At 70.4% G+C, this 13,992-nt stretch carries 11 protein-coding genes; 7 read left to right on the top strand and 4 right to left on the bottom strand.

What is annotated here, in order from left to right; all coding sequences use genetic code 11:
• Nucleotides 1–76: 76 nt before the first annotated feature.
• Entirely contained in the window at nt 77–1,309 is a 1,233-nt protein-coding gene (locus Q7C18_RS16590) for an acyl-CoA dehydrogenase family protein (RefSeq protein WP_311026313.1), read from the bottom strand.
• Between the two features lie 330 nt (nt 1,310–1,639).
• Between Q7C18_RS16590 and Q7C18_RS16595 the strand changes: the two genes are divergently transcribed.
• The 3 genes from Q7C18_RS16595 to Q7C18_RS16605 are packed head-to-tail and all read left to right on the top strand — an operon-like array spanning nt 1,640 to nt 7,067.
• Nucleotides 1,640–3,142: a pyridoxal-dependent decarboxylase gene (locus Q7C18_RS16595; RefSeq protein WP_311026314.1), complete on the top strand. Its 1,503-nt coding sequence runs from the start codon at nt 1,640–1,642 to the stop codon at nt 3,140–3,142.
• Nucleotides 3,139–4,482: a SidA/IucD/PvdA family monooxygenase gene (locus Q7C18_RS16600; RefSeq protein WP_311026315.1), complete on the top strand. Its 1,344-nt coding sequence runs from the start codon at nt 3,139–3,141 to the stop codon at nt 4,480–4,482. The genes Q7C18_RS16595 and Q7C18_RS16600 overlap by 4 nt, the downstream gene beginning before the upstream one ends.
• Nucleotides 4,479–7,067 carry a GNAT family N-acetyltransferase gene (locus tag Q7C18_RS16605; RefSeq protein WP_311026316.1) on the top strand — a complete coding sequence of 863 codons (2,589 nt, stop codon included), beginning with the start codon at nt 4,479–4,481 and terminating at the stop codon, nt 7,065–7,067. Before Q7C18_RS16600 ends, Q7C18_RS16605 begins: the two co-directional genes overlap by 4 nt.
• A 46-nt stretch (nt 7,068–7,113) precedes the next feature.
• On the opposite strand, the gene Q7C18_RS16610 is transcribed toward Q7C18_RS16605, so the two are convergent.
• Nucleotides 7,114–7,836 (bottom strand): response regulator transcription factor, encoded by a 723-nt coding sequence (locus Q7C18_RS16610; RefSeq protein ID WP_311026317.1) that lies wholly within the window; start codon nt 7,834–7,836, stop codon nt 7,114–7,116.
• 94 nt (nt 7,837–7,930) lie between these two features.
• Here Q7C18_RS16610 and Q7C18_RS16615 point away from each other — a divergent pair, with 94 nt between their 5' ends.
• The gene (locus tag Q7C18_RS16615) at nt 7,931–9,115 is read left to right on the top strand and encodes a histidine kinase (RefSeq protein ID WP_311026318.1); all 1,185 of its coding nucleotides are present in this window, start codon (nt 7,931–7,933) and stop codon (nt 9,113–9,115) included.
• 397 nt (nt 9,116–9,512) lie between these two features.
• Here Q7C18_RS16615 and Q7C18_RS16620 read toward each other — a convergent pair whose 3' ends face one another.
• Together Q7C18_RS16620 and Q7C18_RS16625 are read right to left on the bottom strand one after the other, a co-directional pair.
• On the bottom strand, nt 9,513–10,346 hold the full coding sequence (locus Q7C18_RS16620) for a hydroxymethylpyrimidine/phosphomethylpyrimidine kinase (RefSeq protein WP_311026319.1): 834 nt from the start codon (nt 10,344–10,346) through the stop codon (nt 9,513–9,515).
• 11 nt (nt 10,347–10,357) lie between these two features.
• A complete protein-coding gene (locus Q7C18_RS16625; RefSeq protein ID WP_311026320.1) occupies nt 10,358–10,897 on the bottom strand; it encodes a hypothetical protein in 540 nt (179 codons plus the stop codon).
• A 220-nt stretch (nt 10,898–11,117) separates the two neighbouring features.
• Here Q7C18_RS16625 and Q7C18_RS16630 point away from each other — a divergent pair, with 220 nt between their 5' ends.
• From Q7C18_RS16630 to Q7C18_RS16640, 3 genes are all read left to right on the top strand, one after another.
• Entirely contained in the window at nt 11,118–11,855 is a 738-nt protein-coding gene (locus tag Q7C18_RS16630) for a GntR family transcriptional regulator (RefSeq protein WP_070158339.1), read from the top strand.
• A 62-nt stretch (nt 11,856–11,917) separates the two neighbouring features.
• On the top strand, nt 11,918–12,850 hold the full coding sequence (iolB, locus tag Q7C18_RS16635) for a 5-deoxy-glucuronate isomerase (RefSeq protein ID WP_311026321.1): 933 nt from the start codon (nt 11,918–11,920) through the stop codon (nt 12,848–12,850).
• A gap of 40 nt (nt 12,851–12,890) precedes the next feature.
• Nucleotides 12,891–13,907, top strand: a complete 1,017-nt coding sequence (locus Q7C18_RS16640; RefSeq protein ID WP_311026323.1) for a Gfo/Idh/MocA family oxidoreductase — start codon at nt 12,891–12,893, stop codon at nt 13,905–13,907.
• Nucleotides 13,908–13,992: the final 85 nt, after the last annotated feature.

The raw sequence follows: 13,992 nt of genomic DNA on the forward strand, positions 1-13,992 counted from the left end.
CGGCTCCTGTTGGGGCCCCCCCCCCCCCCCCCCCCCCCCCCCCAAAACTCCAGACCAACTCAGCGCGGGGGAGGGCTCAGGCGAAGGCGGAGTGCCCGGTCAGGTCGCGCCCGATGATCAGGGACTGCACGGACTCGGTGCCCTCATAGGTGTGGATGGCCTCGATGTCAGCCATGTGCCGGGCCACCTTGTTCTTCAGCAGGATGCCGTTGCCGCCGAGCATGTCGCGGGCCACCTGGGCGATCGCCCGGGCCTTGCGAGTGTTGTGGTACTTCGCCATCGAGGCCTGCGGGCCGGAGAGCTTCCCGACGGCGTCGAGCTCGGTCACCTTCCGCACGTGCAGCTGCATGGAGGTCAGCTCGCTGGTCATCCAGGTCAGCCGCTCCTGGACCTGCTGGAACCCGGCCAGCGGCTTGCTGAACTGCTCCCGCTGGGTCGCATAGCTCAGGGCGGCCTCCACGACGGCGGCGGCGTGTCCGACGGCGGACCACGCCACTCCCAGCCGGGTCGCGAAGAGGACCTTGGAGGTGTCTTTGAACGAGTGTGAGCCGGGCAGCACTGCGTCGGCGGGCAGGGTGACGTCGTGGTACTCGATGACCGCCTGGTGGATGGCGCGCAGCGAGGCCTTGCCTTCGATGACTTCGGCCCGGTAGCCCTCCGTCTCCTGGTTGACCAGGAAGCAGCGGACCTGTCCGTCGTGTTCGCCGCCGGAGACCCGGGCCCAGGTGAAGGTGATGCCGCCGGAGGCGCCGTTGCCGATCCACTTCTTGGCGCCGTTGAGCACGTAGTGGCCGGTGGTCTCATCGCCGACCAGCTTCGCGGTGGTCTCCAGGGAGACCGAGTCGGAGCCGTGGGTGGGCTCGGTCAGGGCGAAGGAGCCCAGGGTGCGGGCGGTGGCCAGGTCGGCGAGGTGTTGCTGCTTCTGCTCATCGGAGCCGAACATCGCCAGCGTGCGCAGTGCCAGACCGCCCTGCACGGCCAGTGCGGTGCCCAGGGAGCCGTCGGTCCGGGAGGTCTCCATGTTGACCAGTCCGGCCGCCAGAGGGGAGAGGGTGCTCAGGCCCTCGCCCACGCCGTCGACGTCGACCCCGTCGGTGAGCAGCCCGCGGGCGCCAGCGTCTCGGACCAGATCCACGGGGTACTCTCCGGCCTCCCAGCACTGCGTCATGCGTTCCTCGACGCCCGTGGAGAACTCCCGGGCACGGGTCCACCAGGCACGGTCCTGATCAGGGATGTCCGCGAAGACGCCGTAGTAGTCCAGGTCGCGGGGCGTCGTGACGTCGTAGTCCGGGTCGATCTCGGCTCGCATGAGGGCCTCCAGCAGCTGGTCGGTGATGTGCGCCGCCCCACATGTTACCCGAGAGTCACTGCGTGTGCGACGGATGCCAGCCCGCAGGTGTCGACGACGCGCAACGTCACAGGTCGGTGACATGCCTCACTCTGAGCATGGGGCAGCGAGGGCTGGGTGGGCTTTCTTGCACCTCCGGTCAGCGCGGGACACCTGCGTCCTGGCAGGCCCTCGCGGCCGCGCCGACGGGCCCGGGCCATCGGCAGTACACCGGGCCCACAAGCAGCTTCCAGCAACCTCACAGGATTACAGCACTTGAATATGACGTAATTGCAGTTATGCTCCCCTCACATGACAGCTTCACATGATGTCCTCCCAGATCAGCTCACCCTTCTGCGCCCCGGAGCCACCGGGTCCTATGACGCCCTCATGGGGGAGGTCAGCTCGCGGATCTCCCTGCGACTCGCCTCCGCCGACGCGCCCTCCACCAACACGCCTCAGCGTGAGCTCGCCGACCGAGCCGCCGCCGTCGACCTCGACGCCCCCGGCATCGGCGGCCCCGCCCTGCTGCAGGAGCTCGACGAGCTCTTCCTCGCCGAAGCCGTCTGGTACCACCACCCGGCGTACCTCTCGCATCTGAACTGTCCCGTCGACGTGCACGCTGTGGCCGCCGAGGCCGTGCTCGCCGCCGTCAACCCCTCCGTGGACACCTACGACCAGTCCCGCATCGGCACGTTCCTGGAGCGCCGCCTGATCAGCTGGATCGCCGGGCGCATCGGCTACAGCCGGGGCGACGGCATCTTCACCTCGGGAGGCACCCAGTCCAACCTGCAGGCCCTGTTCCTGGCCCGGGAGGCGGCCCTGGCCGGCACCTCCGGGCCCGCCCGTGCGGTGCGCCAGCAGCAGCTGGTGGTGCTCACCAGCTCGCAGAGCCACTTCAGCATCGCCAAGGCCGCGCTGCTCCTCGGCCTCAGCGACGACGCGGTCATCACCGTGGACTCGGACGACGCCGGCCGCATGGACCCGACAGCCCTGCGGCGCGTCCTCGACGAGATCGCCGCCGACGGCCGGGTTCCCATGGCCGTGGCCGCCACTGCCGGCACCACCGACCGCGGGGTCATCGATCCGCTCGAACCGCTGGCCGAGATCTGCCGCGGCCAGCGCCTCTGGCTCCACGTGGACGCCGCCTACGGCTGCGGGCTGCTGGCCTCGGAGCGCCAGGCCCATCGGCTGGCCGGCATCGAATCGGCCCGCAGCGTGACGCTGGACTTCCACAAGGCCTGGTTCCAGCCGGTCTCCTCCTCCGCCCTGGTGGTGCGCGACCCCGCAGACCTGGGGCGAGGAGCCTGGCACGCCGACTACCTCAACCCCGCCGGCGGCGCCGAGCCCAATCAGGTGGACAAGTCGTTGCAGACCACCCGACGCTTCGACGCCCTGAAGCTCTACGCGACCCTGCGCGGGGCGGGCGTCGACGCCGTCGGGCGGGCCTGGGACGCCCTGCTGGACCTCACCCAGGAGGTGCATCGCCACGTGGAGGGCCACGATGAGCTGCAGCTGCTCGCTCCCACCGATCTCACCACGGTGCTCTTCCGGTGGCAGCCGGCAGGCGTGGGGGACCAGGACGCCGATGCGCTGGTCGCGCTGGTCCGCCAGGTGCTCCAGGAGTCCGGGCGGGTCATGGTCGCCAAGACCGTCCTGGACTCCCGGCCCTGTCTGAAGCTCACGCTGCTGGACCCGGAGACCACCGCCGAGCAGGTGGCCCAGAGCCTGGACGAGGTCGCCGAATGCGCCCGCATCCTGCACCGTCACCGGGCCGGAGCGCCGGCCAGTCTCGCCGAGGAGGCCTCTCGATGACCAGCACACCGACCCGGGAGGAAGCTGGCGGAGGCGCCGTGCACGACGTCGTCGGAATCGGCATCGGTCCCTTCAACCTCGGGCTGGCCTGCCTGGCCCACTCCCTGGAGGACGTCGACGCCGTCTTCCTCGACTCCCGCGACGGCTTCGCCTGGCACCACGGCATGATGCTGACCGACGCCACCATCCAGGTGCCGTTCCTCGCCGACCTGGTGACCATGGCGGACCCGACCTCCGAGTTCTCCTTCCTGAACTGGCTCAAGCAGACCGGGCGGCTCTACCCGTTCTACATCCGCGAGGACTTCCACCCGCTGCGCAGCGAGTACGACGCCTACTGCCGGTGGGCCGCCGATCGGCTCCCCTCCCTGCGCTGGGGACGTCAGGTGGAGTCCGTGGAGCACGACGCCGCCACCGACACCTTCGTGGTCACCGCGGTCACCGCGGACGGAGTGGAGGTCCGTCGGGGACGCCACGTGGTGATGGGCATCGGCACCGCCCCGCATGTGCCCGCCGCGCTGCGGGAGGATGTGGACGCCTCGCCGGCAGCCACCCATTCGGCGGACTACCTGCACCGCCGCGAGGAGATCCTCGCCGCCGGATCGGCGACCGTGGTGGGCAGCGGGCAGTCCGCGGCCGAGATCTTTCTGGACCTGCTGGAGTCCCATCGGGAGCACGACCTGCGGCTGGACTGGATCACCCGGTCCCCGCGCTTCTTCTCCATGGAGGACACCCGGCTGACCCTGGAGCTGACCTCTCCCGAGTACACCGATCACTTCCACCGCCTGCCCGAGGGCGTGCGCGACCAGCTCACCCGTGAGCAGCGCGGGCTCTACAAGGGAATCAGCACCGCCACCATCGACCGGATCCATGACGCCCTCTATCGGCTCAGCGCCCACCGGCCTCTCGAGGTCGGGATGCTCACCGACACAGAGGTCACCGGCGCCGTCTGGGATCCCGCCGACGGGTCCCACCGGTTGCAGCTGGTGCACCGGCAGCTGGGCGAGCAGGCCGAGCACCAGACGGGCCACCTGATCCTCGCCACCGGCTACACGCCCCGGGACCCGAGCTTCCTGGAACCCGTGGAACACCTCATCGGCCGCGACGCCGCCGGCCGCCTCGCCGTCGGGCGGGACTACCGCATCGACACGCTCGGCGGACGGATCTTCGTGCAGAACGCCGAGGAGCACACTCACGGGCTGACCGCGCCGGACCTCGGCATGGGCGCCTGGCGCAGCGCCTCGATCCTCGCCACCATCACCGGCGAGGAGCACTACCCGCTGGAGCGGCGCATCGCCTTCCAGCAGTTCGGACTCCCCACTACCGCGGAGGTGCCACGATGACCATCACCCCACAGACGACCATCACCCCACAGGCGACCATGTCCACACAGACGACCGAGACCAGACAGGCCACAGACACGGGAGACACCCCTGCCGGTGCCGTGCCGATCGTCGACGACCCCGCACTGACGGAGCCGGCCTGCGGCACCTCGGACCTGCCGCTGGTGTTCCGGCCCGCTGATCCGGAGACCGACGCCGGCCGAGTGCACCGGTGGCTGACCCACCCGGGCGCCCACCACTGGCAGATGGGGCACCTCAGCCGTGGACAGGTGCGTCGGTACCTGGAGCAGATCACCGACGACGACGCCCAGGACGCCTGGATCGGGGAGGAGGCCGGAGACGCCCTGGTCTACGTGGAGACCTATGACCCGACCCGCGTGGTGCTCACCGACGTCCACGACGCCGAGACCGGTGACCTGGGCATGCATCTGCTCGTCGCACCGGCGCCGCAGGACGTGACACGCCGGCGCCACGGACTGACCAGTGCGATCATGCGGGCCGTCGTCGCGCACTGCTGGTCGTTGGGCGCAGGCCGTCTCGTGGTGGAGCCGGACGTGGAGAACGATGCGGTGCGCCGGAAGAACCGCGAGGTCGGCTTCGAGGAGCTGCGCGAGATCGCCCTGCCGGACAAACGGGCCATGCTCAGCGTGCTGGCCCGCGGGACCCGCCCCGAGGCGGCGGCCGCAGGGGTGGGAACAGAGTCGGTCGCCGGGTCGGTCGCCGGGTCGGCCGCCGGGTCGGTCGCAGAGGTGGGGTCAGGGGGTGACGCGGGGACGCAGCATCTGCGGCCCGAGCACATGGCCCTCGCCCAGCGGCACCTGGTGGCCAAGGCGCTGGCGGAGTTCAGCCATGAGAAGCTCCTCAGGCCGACAGCAGAGCAGGACCCGGGCGAGCACGCCGGCGCTGCGCCCCTCTGGAGGTTGGAGGTCCCCGGCGCCAGCACCTACCGGTTCCGAGCCCGCCGCCTGACCCTGGACCACTGGGTCCTCGACGAGGAGAGCCTGCAGCGCCTCGACGCCGTCCACGGCCATCAGCGTCCCCTGGACGCGCAAGAGCTGACCGTCGAGCTGCAGCACCTCCTCGGCATCCCCGAGGACCTGCTGGGCACCTACCTGGAGGAGGTCGCCGCGACCCTGGCCAGCGCGGCGTTCAAGAACCATCGCGGGGGCCCGTCCGCCGCCCAGCTGGCCCGCGGACGGCGGGACCTCGACGTCGCCGGGGATCTGCAGCACACCGAGGCGGCCATGACCGAGGGGCATCCCTGCTTCGTGGCCACCAACGGGCGCATCGGCTTCAGTGTGGACGACCTGCGCGCCTATGCGCCGGAGTCCGGTGCAACCTTCCGCTACGTATGGGTGGCCGCCCGACGGGCCCACACTCGGCTGGACCTCGGCGCCGGGCGTACGGAGGCTCAGCACTGGGAGCTGGAGCTCGGAGCCGCGGGGCGGGCCCGCCTGCACGCCCGGCTCCATGACCTCGGCCTGGACCCGGCCGACTACGTGCTCCTGCCGGTGCACCCCTGGCAGTTCCGCCACCGGGTGGCGGTCAGCTTCGCCCCCGACATCGCCCGGCGTGATCTTGTGGTGCTGGGGGAGGGGCCCGGGGCCTGGCAGCCCCAGCAGTCCATCCGGACCGCCTTCGACGTCGAGCACCCGGAGCGGTCCTACATCAAGACCGCACTGTCCATCCAGAACATGGGCTTCCTGCGCGGGCTCTCCCCGGCCTACATGCGTGCCACCCCCGCGATCAATGACTGGGTGGCAGCCCAGGTGCGCGGCGACGCCCGGCTGGCTGAGCTCGGCTTCGACGTGCTGCGCGAGCACGCCGCCATCGGCTACACCGGCGACGCGTACCACCGGGCCGAGGCCTCCTCCGACCAGCAGAAGATGCTGGCCGCCCTGTGGCGGGAGAGTCCGATCGCCCGGCTCGGCGAACGGGAGGAGCCCGACGACCGGATGATGACCATGGCCGCGCTGCTGCACCGGGACGCGCGCGGCGCCTCGGTGGCCGCGGCGCTCATCGAGGACTCCGGGCTGACGCCCCGGGCCTGGCTGGGCGAGTACCTGCGGGCCTACCTGCTGCCGGTGCTGCACTGCCTGGAGGTCCACGAGCTCGCGTTCATGCCGCACGGGGAGAACATCATCCTGCGGCTGCGGGAGGGCCGGGTCGCCGGGGTGTTCATGAAGGACATCGGCGAGGAGGCCGCCGTCATCGGTGACCGTGAGCTGGACGAGGACATCTCCCGGATGCGGCACGTCATCGACGACGATGAGGCCGCCCAGCTGATCTTCACCGATGTCTTCGGCGGGGTGCTGCGTCACCTGGCCGGGGTGCTGCATGTTGACGGCGTCCTCACCGACACCGCCTTCTGGGAGGTGGTGAGCCAGGTGGTGGCGGAGCAGGAGGCCCGCGGCGAGGCCGAGGGGGTGGGCCGCCGTCGTCGGCTGGACCTGCGGGTGCCGCGGTATGCGCACTCCTGCCTGAACAGGCTGCAGCTGCGCAACACCCGGCAGATGGTGGACCTGGCGGACGCCTCCGGTTCACTCATCCACGCCGGGGAGCTAGAGAACCCGATCGCGGGGTGAGCGGGCGGCACGGGACGTGGTCTGAGGGGGTCCGGTCTGGGCCTCCTCAGTCCAGCGCCGGCTCCACCAGGCCGAGCTCCGTGGCGCGGATGATCAGCTGCACCCGGTCGCGGACGCCGAGGCGCTGCATGAGGCGCCCCATATAGGCCTTCACCGTCGCCTCCGAGACCACCATCTCCGCGGCGATCTCTGCGTTCGACCGGCCGCTGGCCAGCAGCTTCAGCCCCTGCAGCTCCCGCTCCGGGATGCGCGGCAGCTCCGGGTAGCGGCGCAGCATGGACTCCACCTGGGCAGGGTCGTCCTTCACCGAGAGCATCAGCTCCCGAGCCACCGAGGGGGAGAAGGGTGCCAGCCCGTCATGGACCTGCCGGATCGCCTCGATGATCTCCTCCGGCTCGGCGTCCTTGACGATGTACCCGCCCGCCCCGGCGCGCAGTGCGGGGATCACGTACCGCTCCGTGGAGAACGTGGTCACCGCCAGCACCGCAACGGTGTCGAACATGCGGCGGATCTGTCCGGTGGCCTGGATGCCGTCGGTACCGGGCATGTGCATGTCCATCACGACGACGTCGGGCATCAGTTGGGCCACGAGCTCCACGGCGGCCTTGCCGTCCCGCACCTCACCCACGCACCGCATGCCTCGGGTGGAGTCCACATAGGTGCGCAGCGCGGTGGACATCATCGGGTGGTCATCGGCGATGAGGACCCGGATCTCGGGGGCGCGGGGGATCGGCGCCGTCGGGGCCTCATCGGCGGGCGTGTTGGTCATGAGCACGATTGTAGGAGCGTGACCTGGATGTCCGGCGCGCACGGGGCCGGAGCCTGCCGCCGAGCTGCCGGGGCCGTCCTCGTAGACTGGCTGCGTGCCGAGTGTCGCAGAAGAGTTCGAATCGCAGGGGTTCTGGTACGCCCGGGACCTGAACAAGTGGCTGCTGGTGGTCGTCACCCTGCTGTTCGGCATCGCCCTGGGTTCCGACATCATCCTGGAGATGCTCGAGGGGAAGTCCTTCCCTGTGGAGATCGCCATGGCCGGGCTGCTCAGCGTGGGCTGCGTGGTGCTGCTGTGGGTGCGGGTGACCTGGGCGGCCGTCGTCGGACTGATCATGGTGGCGGTGTCTCTGGTCACCGAAGGCCTGGCCTACTCGTTGGTGTTGGCCGTCCTGCTGGTCGGCGTCGGAGCGATGGTCACCACCAAGCTGTTCCGTCGGTCCCTGCTGGCGGCCACGCTGATCTGGACCGGGTTCCTGACGAACCAGCTGGAGGACCCCACCAGCGGGGTGGTCCTCATGGCGATCATGGTGCTGCTGATCATGGGCTCCTACGGGCTGGGGTCCGCCTTCCGGAAGGTCACCAACGCCAGGCTGCAGTCCCGGCGAGAGCTGGAGGAGGTCGAGGCGCGACACCGCGAGTCCGTGGCTGCCGAGCGGAAGTCGATCGCCCGGGATCTCCACGACATCGTCGCCCATGACATCACCATCATCGCCATGCAGTCCCGGGCGGCGCAGATGGCTGACACCGAGGACTCCTACCGCAACGCCGTCGAGGTCATCGGAGACTCCTCCCGAGCGGCTCTGCAGGACCTGCGCCGCATGCTCAACCTGCTGCGGGAAGATGGGGCCCTGGAGGATCTGCCCACCTCCTCGGCCACGGAACTGGACATCCGTACCGGGGCGGAGACCTTCTGTGCGCAGCTGCGCGGCCTCGGGTTCACGGTCAGCTGCGAGCTCGACGGCGACCTCTCCGAGCTCTCCCGCTCCGTCCATGCCGCGCTCTACCGGATCCTGCAGGAGTGCACCACCAACGTGGCCCGCTACGCAGGCCACGGGCAGACGTGCTGGATCCGCGTGTGGGCCGGGGAGAAGGAGGCCGGTCTGACGGTGACCAACACGGTGGCCTCGCGCCGTCGGGCGGTGTCCCGCTGGTCCAGTTCAGGGGCAGGACTGATCGGCATCCGGGACCGCGCCGCGGCCTTCGGCGGCCAGGCTCGGGCCGGATTCGACCGGAAGGGGCACTGGGTGGTCACAGTGCAGGGTGTGAAGAAGGACTGAGTCGCGGCGTAGCCCGGCATCTCCAGGTTTTCACGAGCTGGAAGCGCTGACCTGGAGGCAGCCTGTGGTGAACCTGGAGGCCAGCTGGGCAACACGCCGTGCTGGCCCCGCAACACTAGACGAAAGTCGACTAGAGGGATCCATCGTTGCCGGAGGAAAATAGTTCGTGACGTACAGAAACGGTGTACGTGCATCACGAGAACCTGGCTTGGAGACCCCGGAGGTTTCGGTGCAACGGCCTTCGGAGAGGTGCTCGGTCAGGGTTGTGGCCCGGGCGGTGAGAACGGCACCGCCCGGGCCTCTCTCGCATCTGGGGCCGGCTCAGGCTCCTGCCCGTCGGGCGGGCGGGAATGTCGGCATCTGAGGCCGGAGTGCGGGGGGAGAGGCGCCGGAGCGGTCAGTCGCGCAGGCCGCCCTGCCACAGCGCGTCGAACGGCGTGCCTCCCGCCACGCGCTGACGGATGCCCGCGGTGACGAACTCCTTCGCTCGGCGGGCGGCCTCCAGCGGCGTGGCGCCCTTGGAGAGCTCGGCGGCGACGGCGGCCGCGAGCGAGCATCCGGCGCCGGAGACGGCATGCTCGCCGATCTTCGGCGAGCGGAGCACCTCAGCGCCGTCCCCGTCCACGAAGACGTCGACGGCATCCGGGCCCTCCAGCCGCACTCCGCCCTTGGCCAACACTGCCGCCCCGGAGATCCGGTGGATCTCGTGGGCGGCAGCGGTGAGGTCCTCGAGGCTGCGCACCGTCATGCCGGAGAGCTGCTCGGCCTCGAAATGGTTCGGCGTCACGAAGGTGGCCTGCGGGAGCAGCTCGGACTTCAGGGCGTTGTCCGTGTCCAGGGCGTGCCCGGGCTCCTGCCCCTTGCAGATCAGCACCGGGTCCAGCACCACGTGCCGCGGACGGCGCGCGGCCAAGGCCTCGGAGACCGTGGAGATCGTGGTCGGAGTGCCCATCATGCCCAGCTTCACCGTGTCCAGGGCCTCGGCGTCATAGTCGCCGAAGATGGCCTCGATCTGATCCGCGATGACCTGCGGCTCCACCGGCACGAAGCGGTGGTTCCAGTCATCCTTCGGGTCGAAGGAGACGATGCAGGTCAGAGCGATCATGCCGAAGCTGCCCAGCTCCTGGAAGGTCTTCAGGTCGGCCTGCGCGCCGGCACCGCCGGTGGCTTCGGAGCCGGCGATCGTCAAGGTCATCGGCGGGCGGGTGGTCTGCGGGAGGGTCTGCGTCATCGTCACGTCCTTCAGCTGCGGCCAGGGGTGGGTGAGACGGCGTCGACGTCGTCGTCTGCGGGGGTCTCGTTTGTGGGAGCCTCGTCGGTGGCGGGATCGATCACGGTCGCCAGCGGCTGGGCGGCCCAGCGGCCCACACCGAGGAGCACCCCGGCGGGGAAGCCGACGAGCGGGATGAGCATGGGCATCAGGCCGCCGGTGCCGGCCAGCAGGACCACCGGCCCGTAGAGCAGGCCGACCACCACATAGCCCAACACATGCAGGGTCGGGTTGAGGTGGTGCCGGTACAGCCAGGTCACCAGCAGGGTGCCCGGGATGCCGATGCTGACGGCGGCGCCGCCGATCAGTGGGATCAGTGGGGTGAGGAAGCCGTCGTCGTCGAGGCCGGGCACGAAGGAGAGTCCCAGCAGCAGTCCACCCATCACGAAGGTGGGGACCAGCCAGGAGACGACCCATCCGGCGAATCCGAGGCGCAGTCGAGGCCGCTGAGCCGGCGGCTGGCGGCGGGGGCGACGGCGTCGGGTTGTCTTCTCCGGGGCGGGGGTGGTCATCGAGGCCCTTTCGTTGATCGGCGGGCGCGTCCTGCGGCAGCGGCCCAGTCTACCGGCCGCGCCTGGACGCGCACCGACGCTCCGGCCAGCTTCTTCGGTGGGCGTCGTCAGGTCGTCGGTCCGGTGGCATCATGGGCGGGATCACATCATGAGCCCATAGACTCTTCCAAAGATGCGATTGTCGTGACAAACTGACAATTACACGCACGAAGGAGACCCCGTGACCCGTGACCTCGACATCACCCTGGATCGGTCATCGCCGGTGCCGCTCTACCATCAGGTGGCCTCCGCCTTCGAGAAGGCCATCCGGGACGGCTTGCTGCCCCCGGAGACGAAGCTGGAGAACGAGATCGCCCTCGCTAAGCGCTACAACCTCTCCCGCCCCACCATGCGGCAGGCCATGGATCAGCTCGTCCAGAACGGGCTGGTGGTGCGCCGTCGCGGCGTCGGCACCCAGGTGGTCGGGGCGCCGGTGCGGCGCAACCTGCGGCTCTCCAGCCTCTACAACGACCTCCAGGACGAGGGAGCGACGCCGCAGACCACCGTCCTGTCGCTGGAGCTGGTGGAGGCCGAGACCGAGATTGCTGAGCAGCTCAACCTCACCCGCGGAGCGGAGGTCCATCACATGGTCCGCCTGCGCACTGTGGACGGCCGCGCGCTCGCCCTCATGGAGAACTGGGTGCCGCGCGGCATCGCCGACTTCGAGCAGGCCGAGCTCGAGTCCGACGGGCTCTACAACCTCCTGCGCCGCGCGGGGATCGACTTCCGTATGGCCCACCAGACCGTCGGTGCTGGAGCGGCCGATGCCCGACAGGCCGAGCTGCTCGACACCGAGGTCGGCGCCCCTCTGGTGATGATGGACCGCACCGCCCTGGACAGTCGCGGCATTGCCGTCGAATGCGGCCACCACGTCTACCGGGCGGACATGTACTCCTTCGACATCACCCTGGTGAACTGACCGACCCGTCAGGCGCCACCAACGCCCGTTCCACCCTGCCCTCTCGCCTGGAAGGGACAGCCATGACCTCCTCACGCCCCGAAGCCCCCGCCTCTCCCTGGTTCCACCCCGCCGGCTCTGCCGCCCGCGGCGACTGGATGCTGGACCTCGGGACCCCGGACTCGATCACCGAGGTGCCCGGCTGGCAGCACACCGGGCTGCGCGTGGCCGACCTCAGTCCCGGCCAGACCCTCACCCTGGACGCCCAGGAGGAGGAGCGCATCGTGGTGCCGCTCACCGGATCGTTCACCGTGGAGGTCGCCGGCGCGAGCTACGAGCTCGCCGGGCGGCCGTCGGTCTTCCACGGCCCCACCGACGTGCTCTACACCGGCGTCCGGCAGGCGCTCACCATCGGCTCTGCTCAGGGCGGACGCGTGGCGGTGGCCTCCGCGCCCGCCGCGGCCGAGCATCCCGTGCGGCATCTGAGCGTCCAGGAGGTGCCGCTGGAGCTGCGCGGCGCCGGCGTCTGCTCCCGTCAGGTCCACAACTTCGGCACGCCCGCCACGCTTGAGGCGGACCGATTCATCGTCTGTGAAGTCCTCACGCCCGCCGGGAACTGGTCCTCCTACCCGCCGCACAAGCATGACGAGGAGGCCGAAGGGGAGACCGCCCTGGAGGAGATCTACTACTTCGAGATGCAGACCGCGAAGGACATGCCGGTCCCCACTCCGGAGGAGGGCGGCCCGGACGCCATGGGCTATCAGCGCGTCTACGCCTCGGACGAGCGCGAGATCGACGTGACCGCGGAGGTGCGCAGCGGCGACGTCGTCCTGGTGCCCTACGGCTGGCACGGCCCGGCCATGACCCCTCCCGGGCATGACATGTACTACCTCAACGTCATGGCCGGCCCGGGCCCGGTGCGCGAGTGGCTGATCAGCGACGATCCCCACCACGGGTGGATCCGCCGGACCTGGGAGCGCCAAGACATCGACCCCCGGCTGCCCTTCTCCGGCTGATCCTCGTCATCCACGCGACCCGGCGTCAGGAGTGCACACCATGACCACCACCGTCGGACTGATCGGCGTCGGACGCATCGGCGTCATGCACGCCCGCCACCTCCAAGCCCTCGCAGCCGACGGCGTCGAGCTGGTGATCGCCGACGTCGACGCCGCCCGCGCCCGGCAGGTCGCCGCGGACATCGGCTGCCGGGCGGCGCCCGACGTCGACGCGCTCTTCACCGGGGCGCCCGGCGGCGGCTCGCCCGACGGCGTCGTGATCGCCGTGGGCACAGCCGCCCATGCGCCGCTGATCCTGCGAGCCGCCGAGGCGGGGATCCCCGCCTTCTGTGAGAAGCCGGTGGCCGAGTCCACCGAGGCGGCGCTGCCGGTGCTCGAGGCGGTGTCCCGGCTCGGGAGCACCGTGCAGATCGGCCTGCAGAGGCGTCTCGACCCCGGCTGCCTGACCGCGAAGGGGGCGCTGGACCGCGGCGACCTGGGCTGGCTGCACACCATCCGGGCCATCACCGCCGACATGACCCCGCCGCCGGTGGAATTCCTGGCCACCTCCGGCGGGCTGTTCCGCGACTGCTCGGTCCACGACTTCGACATCCTGCAATGGATGACCGGTCAGCGGATCGTGGAGGTCTGCGCGCGGGGCTCCAACAACGGGGACCCGGCGATCGGGCAGGTCGGCGACGTCGACACCGCCGTCGCGCTCGCGGAGCTGGAGGACGGCACGGTCGCCACCGTCTCGGCGAGCCGATACAACGGGGCGGGCCACGATGTCCGCCTGGAGCTGCAGGGCTCCGCCGGCACGCTGCAGGTCGGGCTGGACGACTCCTATGCCGGACGGTCTGCCGAGCCGGGGGTCAGGTTCCCCTCCGGGACGCCGCACCGGACCTTCCATGAGCGGTTCGCGGAGGCCTATCGCGCGGAGATGCGAGCCTTCGTGGAGCTGGTCCGGGGCGAGCGGGAGAACCCGTGCCCGCCGGAAGAGGCGGTGGACGCCTCCCGCGTGGCCGACGCTGCACAGGAGTCTCTCGAGACGGGGAGGGCTGTGCGCGTGCGCCGGTGAGGGATTCCGGCCTGCCGCAAGGAGAGCCCACCCCGCTGAGTTGGTCCGGGGTTGTGGGGGGGGGGGGGGGGGGGGGGGGGGGGGG

Source organism: Nesterenkonia sp. CL21 (assembly GCF_031705515.1).
In the GTDB taxonomy this organism is placed as follows: Bacteria; Actinomycetota; Actinomycetes; order Actinomycetales; family Micrococcaceae; genus Nesterenkonia; species Nesterenkonia aethiopica.